The sequence below is a fragment of the Algibacter sp. L4_22 genome, assembly GCF_023473045.1.
Taxonomy (GTDB): domain Bacteria; phylum Bacteroidota; class Bacteroidia; order Flavobacteriales; family Flavobacteriaceae; genus Algibacter.
Map to the genome: position 1 here is coordinate 749,988 of NZ_JAMCOK010000002.1, position 23,373 is coordinate 773,360.

The 23,373-nt window shown below is 34.1% G+C and carries 6 protein-coding genes and 1 other RNA gene; 2 read left to right on the forward strand and 5 right to left on the reverse strand.

All coding sequences use genetic code 11. The annotated features are described in order from the left end of the window. Positions 1-75: 75 nt before the first annotated feature. Positions 76-1,500, forward strand: coding sequence for a hypothetical protein (locus M4I23_RS07910; RefSeq protein WP_158849032.1), 1,425 nt, complete (start codon positions 76-78; stop codon positions 1,498-1,500). A gap of 6 nt (positions 1,501-1,506) precedes the next feature. On the opposite strand, the gene M4I23_RS07915 is transcribed toward M4I23_RS07910, so the two are convergent. After that, positions 1,507-2,310 carry an SDR family oxidoreductase gene (locus M4I23_RS07915; RefSeq protein ID WP_249754030.1) on the reverse strand — a complete coding sequence of 268 codons (804 nt, stop codon included), beginning with the start codon at positions 2,308-2,310 and terminating at the stop codon, positions 1,507-1,509. 150 nt (positions 2,311-2,460) lie between these two features. Beyond that, positions 2,461-2,559: signal recognition particle sRNA small type (ffs, locus tag M4I23_RS07920), an RNA gene on the reverse strand. 88 nt (positions 2,560-2,647) lie between these two features. Here ffs and M4I23_RS07925 point away from each other — a divergent pair. Beyond that, complete coding sequence (locus M4I23_RS07925; protein WP_158849028.1) at positions 2,648-3,682, forward strand: glutaminyl-peptide cyclotransferase; 1,035 nt, start codon at positions 2,648-2,650, stop codon at positions 3,680-3,682. Positions 3,683-3,756: 74 nt separating this feature from the next. Here M4I23_RS07925 and M4I23_RS07930 read toward each other — a convergent pair whose 3' ends face one another. From M4I23_RS07930 to M4I23_RS07940, 3 genes are all read right to left on the reverse strand, one after another. Beyond that, a complete protein-coding gene (locus tag M4I23_RS07930; RefSeq protein ID WP_158849026.1) occupies positions 3,757-4,899 on the reverse strand; it encodes an MFS transporter in 1,143 nt (380 codons plus the stop codon). A 71-nt stretch (positions 4,900-4,970) separates the two neighbouring features. Then, the gene (locus tag M4I23_RS07935) at positions 4,971-5,945 is read right to left on the reverse strand and encodes a type IX secretion system membrane protein PorP/SprF (RefSeq protein WP_249754031.1); all 975 of its coding nucleotides are present in this window, start codon (positions 5,943-5,945) and stop codon (positions 4,971-4,973) included. A gap of 41 nt (positions 5,946-5,986) precedes the next feature. Continuing rightward, positions 5,987-23,323: a T9SS type B sorting domain-containing protein gene (locus M4I23_RS07940; RefSeq protein ID WP_249754032.1), complete on the reverse strand. Its 17,337-nt coding sequence runs from the start codon at positions 23,321-23,323 to the stop codon at positions 5,987-5,989. Positions 23,324-23,373: the final 50 nt, after the last annotated feature.

A 23,373-nucleotide genomic window follows, 5' to 3' on the forward strand; every position in this document is an offset into this window, starting at 1 on the left:
AACGCATTAACAGCAGATTATGAAAACAAGGCATATTTTTGTTCTGTAGATACTTTGCAAAAACCAAGACTTTATATGAGAATATTATTTTCAATATTATCAATTACACTTTTAATATCAGGCTGTAAAAATAACGCTCACGACCTGAGTGATGGCTTTGCATATATTGGAGGGGAAATTGTAAATCCTATTGAAAATACCATTATTTTAGAAAGTAGGAATAAAATTATTGACACTATAAAACTTGACGGTAGAAATAGGTTTATATATAAAATTAATAATTTGCACCCAGGTTTATACACTTTTAAACATGGTAGTGAATATCAAATGATAATTCTTGAACCTAACGACAGTTTACTTTTTAGATTAAACACATTCGATTTTGATGAATCTTTAGTTTACACTGGCCGTGGTGCAAAACAAAATAACTTTTTGTTAAATGAGTTTTTAGAAAACAAAAAGACAGAACAAGCCGTTAGAAGATTTAAAGCACTCGATCCAGAAAAGTTTACTGCTAAATTAGACTCGATAAAACAAGCACAACTTGCTAAATTTAAAAAATTTAAAAAGAAAAATGATGTTAGTAAAACTTTTGAGAATTTAATTTTAGAACATATCAATTTTTCCTACTACGCTAGTAAAGAAACTTATCCTTTTAGAAGCAATAGAACTGAAATTGAAAAAATATATAAAACGCTTCCTAAAGATTTTTATGCCTATAGAAAAGATATTGATTACAATAATTCTAAATTAAGAGACTTTGTTACTTATAAATGGTTTTTAAAATCGAACATAAGTAATTTGGCTTTAAACGAACACTTAGCACATTGTAATAAATTTGATTTTAAAAGAGGTCGTTCGCTTTGTTTTAACTTAGATCGACTTAAACAAATAGATAGTTTAATTTCTGATAAAAGTTTAAAAGAAGAATTACTTTATCATTACACCGTTAAATTTCTTTCGTTAAGTCATGATACGAAAGAAACAAATACCATTCTTAAAAATTATTTAGCCAAAACAGAAAATGAGAAAGGCAAACAAATGATTATTAATTATGCCGAGGCTGTTAGTAAATTAGATAAAGGAAATAAGCTACCGCCTCTTGATATTGTAGATTACAGAAACAACTCTCAAGAACTTAGTGACATAGTAAAAGGACCAACGGTAATTACGTTTTGGTCTAATATGTATTACGATCATTTTAAAACCAGCCATCATAAACTAAAAAGTTTAAAAGCAAAATATCCAGAAGTAACTTTTATAAGTATCAATATTGATAATTATAATGTAAATAAAGCAAGACGCCTATTACAATCTAATGGCTTTGTTAGTGGAAACGAATACTTTTTTAAATCGCCAAAATTAGCATCGGAAGCTTTAGCTATTCATCCAGTAACTAAAACCTTCATAATAAATAAAAACAAAACGATATCTAACGGCAATACTAATATTTTTTATAGCAAGTTTGAAGATCAACTTCTTGGCCTACTCAAAAAATAATTTAGCCTAAAGCTTATAGTGATTCATAAGCATTTTTTCATAGACCGCATCTGGAAGAATTCGTTTTAAGACAATTGAAAACTTCTGCATAAACGCACCAACTTTATAATGTATTTTAGGGTTTTTGGAGTTTATTATACTAAAAACAGCCTTTGCCATTTCATTAGGATCACTTCCTCCATCAACATGAGAGTCCATTAAACTTAAAGTTTCACCGTAAGGTTTTTTGTAAGGTGAATTTTCTAGTAATGGTGCATGATAGCGTCCTGCAGCAATATTGGTTGCAAAATCGCCAGGTGCTACATTAGTCATTTTAATATTGAAATCTTTCAACTCCATTCTAAACGCTTCTGTTATCAATTCTAAGGCGCCTTTACTTGCACTATAAACACCACGATACGGTAACCCCATATAACCAGCAATAGATGTTACATTAATAATTAAACCCGAATTTTGTACGCGCATTTGGGGCAAAACGGCTTTTATTACATTAATAGGTCCGAAAAAATTAGTATCGAAATTATTCTTGATTTCAACATCTGGAATTTCTTCAATTGGACCTGTAATTCCCGCGCCAGCGTTATTAATTACCACATCTAACTTGCCTTCATTTGCAATTATTGTAGCAACTGTTTCTTCAATAGTTTGATTATCCTTTACATCTAAAGCTAAAATAGGAAATTTACTATCCTTGTATTTCTCCGGATTTCTACTGGTTCCGTAAACAATAAATCCGTTAGTTTTTAAAAACTCGCCAATAGATTTACCTATTCCCGAAGAACCTCCTGTGATTAATACAACTTTAGACATGCTTTTTGTATGAAAATTAAAAATGTAAAATTAATAATGAATTTTAATATACCACTTAAATTATTAAAATTGTTTTATAAAGAAGATACAATATAAAACTAAAAAATCTCGATAAGCCTAAGCTTTCAAGATTTCAGTTTATTGTAAAAAAAAAGGCAAGCTACCTACATCACACTGCTACGACCATTTACCTTTGCTGCGTTCCCGCCCTGGAGGATTCAACAGGAGCTAGTTGTGTAGGACTTGCCGGGTGCAAATATACAACCTTTTAAAAAATTCACAATATTTTTTTTAACTGATTTTAAATAAATATCTTGCTTAAAATTTAAAGCTCGAAATGAAAACATTCAAACACTTAATAATCATATTTTTAAGCACACTAATTATTGCTTGCGGATCTAATAACGGACTAAAAAAAAATGATTTCAACGTTATAACGAACGCTGAAAAAGGGAATATTTCAGTAAATAAGACCTTAAAACTTTCTTTAGAAAATAAAAAAAGTCATAAAATTGATTCTGTTTCCTATACTTTAAACGGTAAGCGAATTGAAAATAATACAGCTTTAAGCAATTTTAAATTAGGTAAACAAACTATTGAAGCTACAGTTTATTATAATGGTGAGAAACAAAGTATAAATACTTCCGTTACTATTTTGAATGATGAATCACCAAAAATATTCACCTATAAAATTTTAAACGAATACCCACACGATATTACATCTTATACACAAGGTTTAGAGTTTTATAATGATACATTATATGAAAGCACTGGCCAAAATAAAGAATCTAAACTTAGAAAAGTAGACTATAAAACAGGCGAAATTCTTAAAAACATCAATTTAGCCGATGAGTTTTTTGGTGAAGGATTAACAGTTTTAAATGATAAAATTTATCAATTAACTTGGCAAAAAGGAACTGGTTTTGTTTACGATGTAAATACATTCGAAAAATTAGACAGCTTTAAATACGCTAATAGTAAAGAAGGTTGGGGTTTAACACATAATGAGAAATCGATTTATAAAAGCGATGGTACCGAAAAAATATGGTTATTAAATCCTGAAACTTTAGTTGAAGAAGGCTACATACAAGTGTTTACCAATAAAGGTAAAATTATTGGTATTAATGAAATGGAATGGATTGATGATAACATTTTCGCTAACCGTTACCAAAAAGATGGTGTAGCTATTATTAACCCAAAAAACGGTGCAGTAATAGGTGTAATCGACTTTTCTCCATTAAAGAAACTAGTAACCCAACACGAAGGTTTAGATGTTTTAAACGGCATTGCTTACAATCCAAAAACTAAAACCATATTTGTTACAGGTAAGCACTGGGATAAATTATTTGAAGTAGAGGTAATGGAAAAATAAAAACTTAATAGTTTATTCCTTAGAAAGTCAAAAAGATGGTTAAATCTCTTTTTGACTTTTTTTTATAAACAGTTTTAAGCTTCTTTTTCTTCAAATTTAAAAAGACCAAAAGCTACAGGAATAAATGATAAACCAACAACAATGAAAAGTATAAAGGCATTTCTTAATCCAAAAGCATGTGCCAGATAACCTATTAGCGGTGGCCCAATAAGCATACCTATAATAGCGTAAGTCGTTATAATTGAAATAGCCATACCTGGCGAATACTTTTTAGAGTTTCCTGCTAAAGACATCGTTACAGGAAAAAAGGCAGCCGTACCAAAACCAACTAAAAAGAACCCAAATAATGCGGTCCAAAACTTAGGAAATAGTACTGCCATAGATATCCCAATAACAACTAAAGAACTACTTAAAATATACGTTTTTAAAACACCTATTCTTGTCACTAATTTATCTGAGAAGAAACGAGACAACGCCATAGTAGTCATAAACATTAAATAGCCATACGTAAAAACATCTTCTTTTAAAACTTCTTTAAAATAGACACCGCTCCAATCGAACATACCACCTTCGCAAATGGCTGCAAAAAACACAATTAACCCTAAACACATAATGTAAGGATCGGGCTTGCTTACTATTAATTTATTTCCAGAAGGTGCTTTATCATTTTTTAAAGTATACCTATAGGTTGCCAAAGCTACAAATATTGCAAAAATGGCTATACTTAATAAATGAATATGGATAGGCACTTTAAACTTAACCATGATAGTTGAATATAACACACCAAACAAGCCACCTGTGCTCCAAAGTCCGTGAAAAGCTCCTACTACCCGCTTTTCAAATTTTTTCTGTAAGGTAATGGATTGTGTGTTAATCGAAATATTCAAAATTCGTAGGCAAAAAGCAAAACTAGAAATTGACAAAATCAATCCTAATGTGGTGGTTGCAAAACCAATCATAGCCAATGATATTGAAAAACAAACAAAGGCAAATATTAATGGAATACGACTATCGAATTTAGAAACTAGCCAGCCAGAAATAGGCAAACCAATCAAGGAACTTACTGGCATAGCAATAAGTATGGTACCTAGTTCCGCTTCATTTAAATTAAAAAAAGTTTTTATAGTTGGAATTCGTGATGCCCAAGTTGCAAAACAAATCCCAGATAAAAAAAAGTAAACGCTTAAAGCAATGCGCTGTTTTACTCGTAATTCCATTTAAAAAAATATTACTTTTTGAAGTTGCAAAAGTAATGTAACATTTTATTTTAAATGCAATAATTTAAGCATTACTTATGCACAGCACTTTGCGTACAAGGGCAATTACTAATACCTTGTAAGAAGTCGAACCCAACAGTTATTACATGCGTTCCTGAGTTATAAGATGATAAGCCATTCATTGTAATTTGATAAGAATACCCAAAATAGAATTGCGATTTTTTAAAACCCGCCATAGGTCCAATGTTTAATGGTTTCATTAACTGGTCATTCAGAAAACGATAAGAAATTCCTGCCCAATAGTAATCTTCGTTTCTACTAAATTTACGCATTTTTAAGTTGATATCGGTTGCCGAACGTTTATCACTTGCAAACATTTGATAAAAAATGGAAGGCTCAAATTCTAAACCACTTTTCTTAGGCCCACTAAAAGTGTATCCCGAATATATTTGATAGTTTAAAAGTAAATTAGGTTCTAGTTCTCTAAAATCTTCAAGCTCTTTGGCTAGAACATTATTAGCATTAAAACTTAAAAAGAAGCCGTGATTTCTATATAACGCACCAACATCGAAATTCTGATTTGATGTTTTTCTATTATCGGTAATAAAGGGATCTAAAGATGGGTTCTCAATAGTTGTGTTAAATTGATCAATATCTATTCTAAAAGTATTCAGATTTAAAGAAATACCAAAAGACAAATATTGCTTAGAATAATAATCTAAAATAAGGTGATGTGCAAATGAAAATTTAGCACCAGTTTGAATAGTATAGCCGTTTCTATCATTGTAAAATGAAACACCTACACCAGAGCGATCGGCTATTCTAAAATCGGCATAAATAGATTGATTATCTGGTGCATCTTTTATACCTACCCACTGCGTTAAACCGTTGGCTCTAATTCTCAAGTTATCACCAATTCCAGCATAGGTTGGAGATATTACAAAATCATTTTCTGCTAAATGTTGTGTAAAAACAGGTAAATTAAGTTCTTGACTATAAGCATTTGCCATAACCATAAGAAGCAGATATACTAATATTTTTTTCATTTGAATTCTTTTAGTGTTAAACATAAACAGACTCTTCTTCATTATCTATAAAGTGTAAAATGTCCAACAAACTCTTTATTATTTCTACTATCATTCAGTTTCACTACATACCAGTAATCTCCAGTAGGTAACTCTTTACCATGATATTTACCATTCCATTTTTGTCCAGCTCTTAATTTAGCTACAACACGACCATATCTATCGAAAATTTCGAAAGTTAAATCATTATAAATAGATGTACAACCTGGGCCCCACTCATCTAAAACGCCATCGCCATTTGGTGTAAAATAATTAGTTATACACACATCAATAAACTCAAAATACATTGTGGCAGTTGCTATACAGCCATTTCTATCGGTTACAGTTACAGTATAATCTCTAGACTCGTAATATATAAAATCACTAGTACTTCCGTACGATTCGCCGTTTAATGTAAACTCATATGGCTCTACTCCTCCTGTTGCCGTTGCAACAATTTCATTTAAACCTCCTGCTTCTATAGCCAATTCTAATGGTAGAATTTCAGAAATATCAAAAAGCTCTGTACGTTTAATACAGCCATTGGTATGTCTAACATCAACATAGTGATTTAATCCTGCAGGAACATCTAAGAAAATATTACTAGCTTGGTATGATAAACCTCCATCTAGAGAATAATCTAAATCTGAAGTATCTGTGATACTTTCATCTACAGAAATTGTCACGGTGTTACTTGATGCATTATCAACACAACCATACTCAATGTTAAGTTGAGGATCTATAAGAACAGATTCTGGGAATGTAATATTCCATTCACTTTCGCAACCTAAGTTATCACGTACGAAAACAATATGATCACCACCTTCTAAACCTGTAAAATCGAATTCTATTTGTGTTGCTGCTCCAGTTGTATAAACACCATCTTCATCATCTAAAACAACACTGTATGGCATTTCACCTCCTGATATTTCAACACTAAATTCACCATCCATATCACCATCACAAACGGCTGGGAATATAGAATTTGGTACAATATTTAATAAGACAGGCTCGGCATCTTCAACCTCAAAATCAATGATTACAAAACAACCTAATTGATCTTGAACAATAGCTTGATAGATTCCCGGTGCTAAATCTTCAAAAGTAGCATCTTCAAAAAAGCGATCTAATCTTGGTGAAATTGCATATTTAATAATTCCAGATCCACCCGTAGCATTTATTTCTAAAATTCCATTATTTATTCCCGCACAAGTAACATTTATAACATTATAAGCAACGCTTAATGGATTTGTTGGTTCAGAAATTGATACAGGAGCACTAATCTCTAAACAGTCGCCACTTTCTACTTCAATTAAATAATCTCCTGCTGGTAAATTTGTAAATACACCAGGACTGTTTTGAGTTGGCACTGGACTTATATCGGTTCCAGAAGCATCTTGCAACGTATAAACATAGTTACCTAAACCTCCTTCAGCCTTAGCTATAATAACACCTGTATCATCTCCAGAACAATTAATACTAGCATTTGTAGTATCTAAATTCACCTTTAAATCAAGTAAAGGATCTATAATTATTTCGTTAGATGCATTAGCAATACAACCATTTGCATCACGCACATAATACATATACGTTCCTGGTGCAGCATCAAAAGTAACCTCTGATACGAACGATCCTATAACTGTTGCAAAATCACTTACGTTACTATATTCATAAATACCAGTTCCTCCAGTAGCACTTAATGTCAATGCTGCACTAATTAAACAAGTTTCCGATGTAGACTTCACTAACGATGCTTGAATATCTGCAGGTTCTGCAATAATGATATCTAACGAAGTTGCGCTACAATTATAACCATCTGTTACAGTTACATTATAAGTTCCTGATGCTAAACCAGAGAATACACCTGATGTTTGTGGTCCCGACGTACTTCCTGTTGGTGAAACCATATTAAGAGAATATGTATAATTACTTCCCTGTCCACCTGTTGTGCTTGTAACGCTAATAGTTGCATTAGAATCACCAAAACAATTTAATGTTGTTATATCTGTACTAGCAACAATAGTTATTGGAGTTGGGTTTACCAATATTACATTAATAGGATCCTCACAACCTTGACTGTCTCGAGCTGTAACGGTATAATCTCCTGCTGATAAATCAATAAAGTTACTTTCCGTTCCAAAAGGAATTATAACAGATCCTCCTGTATTTGATAATTGATACTCATAACCTCCTGGCCAACCTCCTGTTGCACTAACAGATATAGACCCATCATTATTACCACTCACACATGTAATAGCAGTATGCGTTTCAGCTATTGCTAATGCCGCAGTTGGTGCAGTAATAGTAAAGTTTTTATTTACTGTACAATAAGGAGCATTTGTTAAACTTGTAGTAACACTATAAGTTCCTGCTAAAAGGCCTGTTATTGTAACTGGTCCAGCATTAGTTGTTAATCCTGTTGCTACTGAATTACCTAAATTATCAAATAACTCATAACTAAAAGCACCAGACTCATCGGTTGGATTAGGTGTTCTGTCGATTAAAGTAATATCAACACTACCATCATTATCACTAAAGCAAGTAACGTCTACAATATTATCTATAGTAAGATCGAACGTGAATGGATCGTTTACATAATGTACTTTTTCTATAACACACCCGGTATCGATATTTAAAACGGTCGCTAAGTAATTACCAATTGGTAATCCTGTAAATACACCTGTTGCATTGGTTTGGCTATAAACACCTCCTTTTACACTACCTACAATATCCTCTAAAGTAAATTGTAAATTGGTAGGCGTACCTCCTGTACTTGTTACAGATACCGTTATATCTTCATCATTAGTACATGTAATAGCATTATCAATAGTAATTGTTAAATCATCAATAGAAATAAATGGAGCTACCGTTGCTACAGAAGCGCCTAAACATCCATTATCATCATAAACATTAACTGTATATGCCCCACCTAAAAGATTGGTTATTGTGTAAACATTACTAGAATTAGATTGTACTACAACACCATCGGCATCTCTAATAAATTCATATTTAACAAAATTACCAGATCCACCAGATACACCTGTTACGGTTATAGTTGCAAAATTAGATAAATTGGTATTTACTGTACAAGAATATTCTTGAACCGTTGGAGCAGGAACTATAATAGCCGTTGGTGTTCCTACCGTTACAATTTCTGTGTCAACACAATCTCGTCCAGATGTAACCTCAACAGTGTAGCTTCCAGTTTCTAATCCTGTAAATATATTTGAATCTTGTGCTGGGAATGTTGCTGGTCCTGCAATTATAGCATACTTGTATAATGGATTATTATTCGATGCATCTAAATTAACAGTAATAACACCATCCGTATCACCTATACAGGTAACATCTATTGGAGTTGCTGTAAAGTTAACAGGAGTTGCTGCTTCTAAATTAACAGTAACTGTATTAGTACAGGTAGTTACAGTATCCGTAACTGTAACTGTGTAATTAGTTAAAGCAGATAATCCTGAAAATATATTTCCTGTTTGTGTGATACCTGTTGAAGGATTTATACTGAATGTATAATTTCCAGATCCTCCACTTCCAGATACTGTAATTTCACCATCATTATCTATACAACTAGGTAAAGAAACAATTGTAGAAGAAACATCTAACGCCGCATAAACAGTTATTGGGGTTGCATTTGTAAACGTACAACCATTTCCATCTTTTATTGTTACCGAATAAGTTCCGGCATTACTAACCGCAAAGGTTGTACCTGTTTGAAAACCGTTCCCTATAGAATATTCAAAAGGCACAACACCTGTTGGGTTTGTTACTGTAAATGTATAAGCATCTCCAGTTAAATTACATTGATTTGATGCTAAAGTAGGCACATCTACTGTTGGTAATGGATCTAATATTACAGTAGATGGGTTCGTGGTAGTACAACCGTTAGCATCTTTTACATAGACATCCCAAACTAGATCTGTTCCAGAGTTAGTATCTACTGTAACTACATTACTCGTAATATAATCTCCAACTGCTGGAGCTGTTGTTCCTGCTACTACAGCTGCATAAGTATAATTTGCTGTTCCTCCTAGTGGAGTAACTGTTATTTGAGAATTATCTTCGGTACAATATACATTTGTTGAAGTTGTTGTAAAGTCTAAATCACTTGCGGGCTGATCTATAGTAATATCAACCTCATCAAAACAACCTGTAATATCATCTGTTACTCTTACTGTATAGGTATCTGTTACTAAACCTGTTAAATCAATAGTGTTTCCGGTTTGAGACAAAGTTCCCACTCCACTTGTTAAAGTATATGTGTAAGTACCTGCATATCCTGTTACAGTATATTGAATAGCACCCGTATTATCTCCAAAACAATAAACATCATTTAATTTTAATCCCGCAATTGCAATATTGGTTACAGGCGGTACAGTATATGATTCTTGATAATAACAACCATTAGCGTCCGTTACTTGAAATAAATAAGTATCTGCTACTAAGCCTGTAAAAGTTCCACTTGAAGCGCCTGATATATTACCTGTAGCACTTGCCGGTGATACTATCTCATAACTTAATATGCCAACACCATCTGTTGCCGTTAATGTTACACTACCTCCCGTTGTATCTAAACAAGTTACCGCGCTTCCTGGTGTGAATACTAAATCCGTTGGAGGATCTAATGCCACTATCGTTATATTTTGAGCTCCTGTTGTACATCCATTAGCATCTTTTACTTCATAAGAAAATGTTTGATCAACTCCAGTATCATTTACCGTTAAGGTATTGCTAGAAGTAAATGTTGTTCCTCCATTAAAACTATATTGATATGGTGCCGTTCCCGTTGTAGGAACATCAATAGTTATTACTGCAGCTTGTTTTTCATTTGTAATGCTACAACTAAACTTTGTTGCATCAGCCGTGGCCACTAATGCCGTTGGCTCAGTGATGTTTACGGTTACAAAACCTGTACAGTTTTTACTATCTTTTACATAAAACGTATATGATCCTTGCGCTAACCCTGTAAATAATGATGTAGTTGTAAATGTTACATTATCATCACTATAGGTGTAACCACCTGAACCACCAGAACCTGTTAATTGAACCGTACCACTAGAACCGCCATTACAACTAACATCTGTTTTAATTGGTGTTACTATTGGATTAGTTATTGGATCTACTGTTATAGTACTTGTTGAAGTACAAGAATTAGCATCCGTAATTTCAAAAGTATAACTATCTACATCTGCTAAAGAAACCGAATATGTAAATGTTGGACCTGCAATAGGTGCGCTTGCAACACTCGCTACTCCTGCTCCTTTTTGAACAGTATAAGTAAATGGTCCATTACCACCTGAAATAGTAACCGTAATTTCTGCCTCTGGCGTTGCTGAACAATCTAATTCTTTTGTTACAGCAGGTACCGACGTTAATGGCTCATATACTATTGTTGGTGTAAGGCTTGTAGCCGTACAGCCATTTGCATCTTTTATTGTAACTGTATAAGAACCTGGTGTATTTATTGTGAATGTTGGGCTCGATTGATACGATGCGCCTCCATTAATACTATACACATATGGTGATACTCCCGATGCTCCGGTTGCTGTAAAAGTAAAACCTGAACTAACTGAACATTGATTTGAAGCCAATGCAGGTGTGGTTACCGTTGGTTCTGGATCGAGTATTACAGTAGATGAATTTGTGGTAATACAACCATTAGCATCTTTTACATAGACATCCCAAATTAGATCTGTTCCAGAATTGGTATCTACTGTAACTATGTTGCTTATACCGTAATCCCCTGCTGATGGAGCTGTTGCTCCTTGTATTACAGCTGCATAAGTATAATTTGTTGTTCCTCCTGCTGGAGTAACTGTTATTTGTGAATTATCTTCTGTACAATATACATGTGTTGCTGCTGCTGTAAATGTTAATGCATTTGCTGGCTGATCTATAGTAATATCAACCTCATCAAAACAACCTGTAATATCATCTGTTACTCTTACTGTATAGGTATCTGTTACTAAACCTGTTAAATCAATAGTGTTTCCGGTTTGAGACAAAGTTCCCACTCCACTTGTTAAAGTAGGTGTGTAAGTACCAGCATATCCTGTTACAGTATATTCAATAGCTCCTGAATTATCTCCAAAACAATAAACATCATTTAATTTTAATCCCGCAATTGCAATATTAGTTACAGGGACCACAGTATACAATTCTTGATAAGTACATCCATTAGCATCAGTCACTTCAAATAAATAATCATCTGGTGCTAAGCCTGTAAATAAACCATTTGATGCGCCCGATACATTTCCTGTAGAAGTTGCCGGTGATAGTATCTCATAACTTAATATGCCAACACCATCTGTTGTTGTTAATTGTACATCACTAGTTAAATCAACACAAGTTACTGCGCTTGCAACAAAATCTAAATCTGTTGGTGGGTCTAATGCTGGTACAATAACATCTATTGGACCTGCAACACATCCGTTGGCATCTTTTATGTATGCCGATACCGTACCAGATGTATATGTGAAATAATTATTAGTTGATGTGTAATTTACACCATCAAAACTATAAGTATATGGTGCTGTACCCGTTCCTGCTATTGCAGTAATAGTTACTTCGGCTGCTTGTGTTGCATTACCAGAACCACATGTTAAACCTTGTAGTAAATCACCTGTTCCATCAAGCAATACTGGTTCTGTTATGTTTACTAAGGTAGCAGATGAATCACAATTCTTGCTGTCTCTAACAACTACATTGTATATTCCTGCTGCATTTAATGGATTACCATTAGATGCATTAAAGACATTAGATGATTGGAATGTAGCTCCATTATCTATACTGTATTGGTATGGAGCAATACCATCTATTACTGTTATTACAATACTACCATCTGCACCTCCGTTACAACTCACATTAGTTTGAGTGTGAGTAAATGTAGGAGTCGTTTTTGGTGTAACTATAATGATATTAGATTCGGCTGGACAGCCTTGACTATCCGTAACTCTAAATTGATAATCTCCATCAACTGTTGCTGTATATGGAGAACTTAGTACCGGATTATAACCAGCACCATCAATATTAACTTCATAAGTACTGTAAGTTCCTGTTCCTCCACTTGCCGTTAAGGTAATACTAGCATCAACAGTACAAGTTAAATCTTGTGTCATATCAGCATCTAACAACAATTCTGGTTGTACAACATAAGTTGTAGATGCAATACAGCCATTACCATCTTTAATAAACACATCATAAGTTCCAGCGGCATTAATTGTAAATGTATCACTAGACTGATAAGCACCTGCTACACCACCAGTACCTATACTGTAGGTAACTGGACTAACAACAGTTGTACCAGATAAAGTAATTGAAATTGGTGAACCTGTAAAACATTGTTGAGCAGGTGATGTTATTGTTGGATCGGTATCTTTGATTATAGTTTTGTCTTCTATTAAAAACTGACAACCATTGGCATCTTCTACAACTATATCCCAAATAGTTCTAATATTGTAATCTAAATTAAGCACATTACTCGTTCCAAAATCTCCTGTTAACGGTGTGAAACCTGGTGCGCCAGCGGCATATTTATATGGGCCTGTTCCTCCAGTTGTTGTAAGTGTAAGTTGAGCTCCTGAATTACAATTAGCATTTATCTCTTTTGTAATAATTGAAGATAATGCTTGAATTGGTTGCCTAATTTGGAATTCTTCTGCTGTTGAGCAGAAAGTACCGTCAACCTCTTTTATATATAAAGTATAATTACCAGCTAATAATCCAGTAATTGTTTCACTAACATCAGCTCCGGTTACTCCTGTTATTGTACCATTTTTTGCTGGTGAAATTGCAACATTTGTTAAATTATCACGTACTTCATAATAAAGTTCTGTAACTGATGCATCATATTGACCAATAGTAAATGAAAGCTCTCCATTGTTGGATCCATTACAAGTAACGTCTGTAGCTACTATAGGATCAATAGTTATAGGAGATATTGTACCTGTTTTTATTTCTAAAAAAGATGGACATCCCCCTGAATCAACAACTTCAAATACATATGTTGTATTTTGATCTAAATTTGCAAATGTATAAGAAGTTGATGATGTTGGCAGAGAAGTTGTTCCTGGTCGCCCATATATTGAATACGTATAATTTGGATTACCTCCAGTAACATTTAAATTAACAGTTGCTCCTGTTAAACAAGATAAAGATGTTGTTTGACTAGTTAATTCCAAATATGGTATAGGTTCTATTCTAAGTTTAGAACTTAAAAACTCACACCCTCGTGCATCTACAATAGTAATATAGTAATCTCCAAAATCTAAATTCGGAAAATTATGTGGAAATGAAGTTGAAGCTAAAGTAGTCGTATAGTTACCTATTTCCGTAAAAGAATTATCAAACAATCTATAAACATATGGAGCATCTCCTCCTGAAGTGATATCCACATCAAAACTACCAGGTGTAACAGAATTACATAAAATTCCATTTGTCACAATTTCAGGAACAATTGGTGCTGGGGACGTTAATGTAACTGTATCTGTTATTTCACAACCTTTAACATCTCTCACAACATAATTATAAGTCCCTGCTGCTAAACCACCAAATGTATTTGATGATACAAACGAACCACCTCCATCAATACTATAAATAAATGGAGCTTCTCCTGTTAATGCTGTTAATTCAATAGAACCATCAGTATCTCCATTACATGTTGGATTTACTAGTGTTTCTGAAGCTGTTACCAGAGTTACAGGGGCAACTGTTATAACATTTGTTTCAATATCACATAAATTAACATCTGTTATTTTAAATTGATAAGTACCAGCTGTTGATGTTTTATAAAGTGAACCTGTAATACTTGTATATGTCGATCCGCCATCTGTTGACACTTCGTAAGTGTAAGCCCCATTTCCTCCTGAAGCAGAAATATCTATTGAAGCTTCTGTTGGCATTGAACAGGTTAAATCTTTAGTCAAAATAGCATTTGCCGTAAGTGGTGCATAAACAACAATTGGCGTAGTACTAAATCCTGTACAACCATTCTTATCTTTTATTGTTACGGTATAACTTCCAGGCGTATTTACTGTAAATGTTGAGCTTGCTTGATAAGAAGCTCCACCATTAATACTATAAGTAAGGGGCGCTAAGCCAGTTCCTGTTGCTGTAAATGTAAAGCCAGTTGAAACTGAACATTGATTTGAAGCTATAGCTGGTGTAGTAACCGTTGGTAACCCTTCTGTACCAATAATAACAGGGTTTATTTCAATACAATCATTTGCATCTTTTACATAAACATCCCAGCTTAAGTTTGCTGCCGAATTGGTATCTACTGTTATCACACTACTTGCATCGTAAGTTACCGGAGCTGATGCTCCTGTTACTACAGCGGCATAAGTATAACTTGCCGTTCCTCCTGCTGGAGTAACTGTAATTTGTGATTCATCATTTGTACAGAATACATTTGTTGAAGTTGTTGCAAAGCTTAAATCACTTGCGGGCTCTCCCACTATAATGTCGGCTGTATCAAAACAGCCCGTAGCGTTATCTGTAACTTCTACAATGTAAGTTCCTGCTTCTACATTTGCTAAGGTTAAAACATTTCCAGATTTTGTAAGTGTACCAGTTCCTAAAGTTCCTGATGTTAATATAAACGCATAATCTCCAACAGTTGCATTTCCTGAAATCGTATAAGTTCCAGATCCGTTATTACCTCCTTTACATGATACATCACTTGTTAATGTACCTGAAACGGCTATAGGTGTTACTGGAGTTATTGTATATGATTCTTGATAATAACAACCATTAGCATCTGTTACTTGAAACACATAAGTACCTGGCGTTAATCCTGCAAAAGAATTAGATGTTTGTTTTCCAACTATTATAGGTGAAGGCGCTATGGTTTCATATTGCAATGTTCCTACACCATCCGTAGCTGTTAAATCTACAGTAGTAGTCGTGGCTAAACACGTTACAGATAATGAACTAAAATCTAAATCTGTTGGTGGATCTAATGCCGTTATCGTTATATCTTGTGCTACGGTTAAACAGCCATTTGCGTCTTTTACAACATATGAGAAGGTTTGATCTGCCCCAGTATCATTTACCGTTAATGTATTGGTAGAACTAAAAGATGTTCCTCCATTAAAACTATATTGATATGGTGCTGTTCCTGTTGTTGGTAAAGCAATAGTTATTTCTGCCGATTCTTTTGTATTAGTTGCACTACAACTAAATGTTGTGGCATTAGCTGTAGCAACTAAAGCGTCTGGCTCTGTTATAGTTACTAAGGTAGCAGATGAATCACAATTCTTGCTATCTCTAACAACAATATTATAAGTTCCTGTAGGGTTTAATCCATTAAACACATTAGACGTTTGGAACGTCACTCCATTATCTATACTGTATTCGTATGGAGCTATACCACTATCTGCTGTTACTACAATACTACCATCACTACTACTATTACAGCTAACATTAGTTTGTGTAAATGTAAGTGTTGGTGTTGTTTTTGGTGTAACTATAATAATATTAGATTCAGCTATACAGCCTTGACTATCCGTAACTCTAAATTGATAATCTCCATCAGCTGTTGCTGTATATGGAGAACCAGATATCAAATTATAACCTGCACCATCAATATTAACTTCATAAGTGCTGTAAGTTCCTGTTCCGCCACTTGCCGTTAAGGTAATACTAGCATCAACAGTACAAGTTAAATCTTGTGTCATATTAGCATCCAACAACAATTCTGGTTGTACAACATAAGTTGTAGATGCAATACAACCGTTACCATCTTTAATACTCAAATTATATGTTCCCGGAGCATTTATTGTAAAAATTGGACTTGCTTGAAAAGCACCTCCAATACTATAAGTTGGTGTGCCAACAGCCATTCCTGATAACGTAATACTAATAGGTAGCCCTTTATAACATTCTAATGCCACAGGATCTATTGTTGGTATTCCATCTGCAGCAACAACAATATCTAATTTAGTGGTACAGCCTTGAATATCCATTACCCAAACATCCCAATCGGTATTTACTGATGGATCTAAGTTAGAAGTACTACTAAACGTATAAAGTCCTGTTGGAGAAGTTCCATCTTGAACAAAAGCATAACTATAACCTGGTGTACCTCCAGATGCTGTTACTGTTACTTGAGCGTCAGTATCACAATTTCCATTAACATTACTTGTTACACCAAGTGTTAACGCATCTATAGGTTCGTTAACTGTAATACTGGCAGTATCATCACAACCCGTAGCGTTATCTGTAACTTCTACAGTATAAGTTCCTGCCTCTACATTTGCTAAAGTTAAAACATCTCCTGTTTGTGTAAGTGTACCAGTTCCTAAAGTTCCTGATGTTAATATAAACGTATAACCTCCAACAGTTGCATTTCCTGAAACCGTATAAGTTCCAGATCCGTTATCACCTCCTTTACATGATACATCACTTGTTAATGTACCTGAAACGGCTATAGGTGTTACTGGAGTTATTGTATATGATTCTGAATAATAACATCCATTAGCATCTGTTACTTGAAACACATAAGTACCTGGCGTTAATCCTGCAAAAGAATTAGATGTTTGTTTTCCAACTATTATAGGTGAAGGCGCTATGGTTTCATATTGCAATGTTCCTACACCATCCGTAGCTGTTAAATCTACAGTAGTAGTCGTGGCTAAACACGTTACAGATAATGAAGTAAAATCTAAATCTGTTGGTGGATCTAATGCCGTTATCGTTATATCTTGTGCTGCGGTTAAACAGCCATTTGCGTCTTTTACAACATATGAGAAGGTTTGATCTGCCCCAGTATCATTTACCGTTAATGTATTGGTAGAACTAAAAGATGTTCCTCCATTAAAACTATATTGATATGTTGCTGTTCCTGTTGTTGGTAAAGCAATAGTTATTTCTGCCGATTCTTTTGTATTGGTTGCACTACAACTAAATGTTGTGGCACTAGCCGTAGCTACCAAAGGTGTTGGCTCTGTTATAGTAGCACTAACTGTATTAGAACAATCCTTACTATCCTTTACATAAAAGCTATATGTACCAGCTGCTAAACCTGAAAACGTGTTATTTGTTGTAAAAGTTACATTATCATCACTATAAGTATAACCTCCTGAACCTCCTGAGCCTGTTAGCGTAACTGTTCCGTCGGCACTTGTGTTACAAGTAACTTCCGTTTTAGTAGCCGTAACTGCTGGTGTTAATAAAGGATTTACGTTAACCTCGTTTGATGCAACAATACATCCTCTATCATCGGTTACTTCAAATTGATAAACACCATCTGTAGTTGGATTTAAGCTGAAGGTATTTCCTGTTAAAGTAACAGTTCCTGTTCCTTGTAATAAGGTTACTGTATATGGTGCATAACCATCAGAAATAGTTCCTGAAATTTCTGCATCTGGTGATGTGGTACAATCTAATTCTTTTGTTAATTCTACAACTACTGAAATTTGTGGAGCAATAGTTTCTGCTGGTAAAACTACCGTACAACCATAAGCATCTCGCACTGTAATTATATAATTACCTGGTGCTAAACTCGTAAAAGTATTACTTGATTGAAAAATACCACTATTAATACTATATTCATATGGTAATTCTCCACCCAATGCATCAACTATTAGTGATCCACCTCCAACGGGATCATAACAAAAATTAGAGGTTGTATTTATAGATGCTGTTGGTGCCGCAGATCCCGATAAATTAAGCGTTGTTGTAGCAACACAATCGTTAGAATCTGTAGCTCTTATTGTGTAATCTCCTGAAGGTATATTAGATAAAATACCATTACTTGGAAAACTATCTACTAAATTTAATGTTGCAGTATCTAACAACTCATAAGTGTAACCAGCTGTTCCTCCTGTTGCTGTTGCTGTAACTGTAGAACCTGTAAGACAAGTTATTGGTGTTCCCGAAGCACTAACTTCTAAAAGGGCTGGTGCTGTAATAGTTTCAGAAAATGGAAAACTACACGTTTCATAACGCACTATAACATCATAGCTATCTGCTGCTAATCCAGTAATAGTATAAGGTGAAGTCATTTGAGTTGTCCAAGTAGTACCATTATCTATTGAATACTCAAATCCTATAGTTGCGTCATAATTTTGTGCTGCAATGCTAAGAGTTCCATCTGAAGCTCCATTACAAGTAACATTTGTAGACCCTGTGGTACTAGATGTAAAGGCCTTTCCTGAATCGATTACAATAGGAAACTCAACTTCTGTTACGCAAGATTTTGGTAATTGATAAACTGTGATATCATCGATGGCAACATCATTACCGTTGTTTACTTGAACATTGGATCTAATAATAAATTTTAAACTCGTATTTGATCCAGGATCAAGAGTCATAGGTGTTTTAGGATAATTCTCCCATTGATTACTTTTTGGAATTTCACCTGTTGAAAAAGAAGAAATTTCAGTACCTGAACCATCTACTAACGCAACAAGTAAATCAGGATTAGCTCCTGATCTACCAGATCTCAATAAGTTTATAGCATAAAGCTCTACGATAATAGGTTGACCAGCAATAATATCATTAATATCCTTTTCATACAAGATTTCTGTTTTCGGTATAGAAGACCCTATATTAACAACTAAAGACCTTCCTTTTTCTGTTGCTGGTGTAGTCGCAGGTGTATGATCTCCAGGTTGAAGCCAAGTACCATATGGTCTTACTATTTCAGCTGTAACAGAATAATCTCCATCCTGAATATTAATTTGACCTTTACATTCTGATCCGACAACTTGCCTTTCAAAACAATAATAGGTTGGGTTTATTCCTGGAGAAGTTGTATCCTCTCCATAGCCGAAAGTTTCATACAATAAATTACTGTAAGTCGTTACACTTTCTAATTTATAATCTACAGTTACTGTATGAGAACCACTTGGAACATTTAAAAACACTGTAGGATCAGCCGTATTAGGATTTTCTACACCATCTAACAAATAATTATAAGAAAAAGAATCTATTTCTGCATTTGTTACCGTTACCGTGGCATCGGCTGTTCCATCACAATTAAAATCAGGATCTGAAACATCTATAGTTGGTGCAACTGGTTCAGGATCTAATGTGATAGATGGCATGGCATAAATACAACCATTAGTATCTCTTATATACAACGTATAAGTTCCTGGTAAAACATAATATTCATTAGTGGTTAACCATGTCGATTGATTATCAAAACTATATTCATATGGTGGGGTACCTCCTTGCGGGTTTGTAATACGTACTTTACCTTCCCCTGAACCTGAAGGTTCACAACCTGCCAATTCAGAAACCCCAGAAGATGCCGTTAAAGCTGTATCTGGTTGGCTTATCGTAATATTTTCTGGAGTTGTAAAACATTCTGATGTACCAAGAGAATATTTAACCATAGTATCATAACTACCTGCAGTAAGATTTGAAAAAACAGGATTAGCAACATAAGTTACTCCATTATCTATACTGTATTCTAAAGTATACCCATTAGCATTAGTAACGTTAAATTCAATTTCTCCAGAATCATAACCATAACATAAAATATCTGTTTCAGCTATAGTATAAACTGGAGCCGGAATATCTTCCACCGTAATAGATGTTGTTGCACTACAGTTATTTGAATCTACAACCATAATATCAAAAACACCAGCAGACGTTACATCTATTGTTGCCGAACTTTGGAATTCCGTTGTACTATTAATAAAATAGAAATATGGTGCAGTTCCTCCTTCTGGATACACGGTAATTTCTCCATCAATACACGTTAACGGGGTTGTTAATGCCGAAGTTGCGGTTAATAAAGGTGGATTTATAATTTCTACCGTCTCAGAAAATGTACAACCATCTTCCGAAGAAACATTAACCGTATAAAATCCTGGATTTAAGTTTTCGAACTTATAACTATTTTCATTAATTGGCCCTACACTGTTTACTAAAGTTAAACCGCTATAAAGCGTAAAGAAATACTGCGGACGAACATCATTCGCGGCTAAATTAATATTTCCTTTATCACCATAACAAAGCGGTTGTGTAATTATAGTTGAACCTGTAAAATCACGCTCACGAATTTGAATATCTGGAACAGTAAATATACACGGGTTTGGTGATACACCTACTTGTCTAATATAAACAGTATAAAAATCTGGAGTTGAAATAGGAAACACATTACTCGATTGGTAGTTTGTTCCATCAATACTATATTCGTAACCACTAGGTACTCCCCCAACTACAATTTCACCTGTAGTTGTACAAAAAATATCACGTGATGTTGTATTTGGTTCCAAAATATTTTCATATACATTGAAATAATACTGATTAAAACAACCTCCTGTGTAATTTAAGGTTAACCTATATTGTCCAGCAGTATCGGCTGTAAAATTTGGTCCAGTTTCTACTTGATTCCATGTACACGTATCACTTTCATTAGCACAGTCTTGGTTAGTTACAGCATCGCAACTAGCCTCGTCCAATTTCTCCCAAATCATTGACGATGTATCGGAAATTCCTGTTTGAATAACCGTTGAATCATTTGCTCCACATAGAAAAATATTTGGTAATTCTTTTCCATCATTAGGACAAATTACAACTTGATCGGCATAAGGAAGCACAGGATTATTAACCGTTGTTCCAAAATTAACAACATTAAATACTTGATTTATAGATTTACAAGGCGCTACTGCTTCATTATAAACATAATAAGTTCCTGTTTCAGTAACGCTTATAGATTGCGTATTTCCAATAACTGGAGTAAGTGAAGGACTGGTAGACCATGTATAATTATTGTAACCATCGGCAGCCACTAATTCTGTAGTTGCTCCACAAAGAGTTACTTCTTCTTCAAAGCTACAATCATTTATATCTGCTAAAAAATTGGTAGCCTTAGGGTTTAATAAACACCCCGTATTTTCTGAAAAACTAGGGTCATCAGAAATAGTGAAAAGTGGATTTAACGTACCATTATAAGTTGCATATGCCTGATTATCTACTAAATTAGAACATGCGTCACTAAGTAAACTACAAGTTGAAACCACCCTTACTGAAAATCTAATTTCTCCAAGAGGATCGTTTTCCTCAACAGCCGATTCGTCAATTTGAAAAATTAACTCTCTCGTGGCCTCGTCATAACTTTGGACAGTAACACCTGGTGGTAGAGGTGCTAAATCCGCTGGATAATCAAACACAATATTTTGTGGTAATATATCTCTAATAATTACTTCTGTCGCGTTATCGTTTCCTGTATTTTGAAAACCAATAACGTAATTTAATTGATCACCAAGCTCTACTATTTCTCCTCCTATATTAGTTCCTGTATCATTTTCAACAATTTTGGTAAGTACAATTTTAGGTTCAATAATTTCGACGGCTAACGCGAAAAAATATTGAAAATATGTATCTCCACTACTTTCCAATCGTATAGTTGCATTTGTGGCATTATTTGCTATAACTCCATTCCCGGGGTTGGGCACATTCATAATACCAGTATCAAAACCTAATGTATTTGTACTGTTTGGGTTTCTATTATTAACAGGTAATCCGCTTAATTGCGTTACTGAACTATTAAAGAAATTCCAACTATTTCTATCTGTTGACGATAAACTAGAGCCATTAATTCTAAGTCTATCACCGTTAATTGGTTTATCACCTTCCAAAGTAGCAAAGGCTAAATTTGCACGAACAGGTGCTGGTGCAGGAATAGTTCTAAATCCTGAAATAGGAATATCTAAATTTACCGAGGTACTAATAGCACTAAAACCATCAAAACTCGTAATCGATTTTCCTGGTAATGTAGGATCTTCATAAACAATAAATAACGACCAACCTGCAGAAAAGCCTGTACCATTTCTTGGGGTAAGCGAAGCTGATCTACCTTCCTCACTAGATACATTTGCAACCGTGTAAGTTCCTGTATTATTAGTTATACCTGTAACTATACTTGTAACATCCGCATAACAAGAATAAGGGTAACTACTCCCTGTAACTAAAGTGCCATTTGCATCATAAATAATTTCTCCCGTAATATCATTATAACCGCCTTCTGGTCCTTTAAATTTTATATCAGTAATAGGAGCCGTTCCTCTTGAAACAGCACCCCAATATAAACCAGCATGAATAATTTTGTAGCAATCAATATTTGGGATTACTAAATCTGCACTCGTGGAACTAAATGTAGAAGCATCTCCATCTATATCAATATAACGCATATTAACGTTATGATTATACGTGCTATTATTATTAAAGGCATTATTATCTGGACCTAAAGTATTATTACCAATTAAAACTATATCCCCTTTAAGATCTTGATCGAATCTTGGAGTAAAATTCACATAATTTTGTGCAAAAGCTTGAAAACTGAATAATAGTAGCAATATTGCTAAGCCTTTGTTTAAATAAGTAGTTTTTTTCATGATAGTTCTAGTTACATTTATTTTTCATTTTAAGGCTATGAAAAATAAAC

What these genes read in the sequence shown, in the direction of transcription:
- M4I23_RS07910 (WP_158849032.1), top strand. Translation starts at nt 76, where the DNA reads ATGAGAATATTATTTTCAATATTATCAATTACACTTTTAATATCAGGC.
- M4I23_RS07915 (WP_249754030.1), bottom strand. Translation starts at nt 2,310, where the DNA reads ATGTCTAAAGTTGTATTAATCACAGGAGGTTCTTCGGGAATAGGTAAA.
- M4I23_RS07925 (WP_158849028.1), top strand. Translation starts at nt 2,648, where the DNA reads ATGAAAACATTCAAACACTTAATAATCATATTTTTAAGCACACTAATT.
- M4I23_RS07930 (WP_158849026.1), bottom strand. Translation starts at nt 4,899, where the DNA reads ATGGAATTACGAGTAAAACAGCGCATTGCTTTAAGCGTTTACTTTTTT.
- M4I23_RS07935 (WP_249754031.1), bottom strand. Translation starts at nt 5,945, where the DNA reads ATGAAAAAAATATTAGTATATCTGCTTCTTATGGTTATGGCAAATGCT.
- M4I23_RS07940 (WP_249754032.1), bottom strand. Translation starts at nt 23,323, where the DNA reads ATGAAAAAAACTACTTATTTAAACAAAGGCTTAGCAATATTGCTACTA.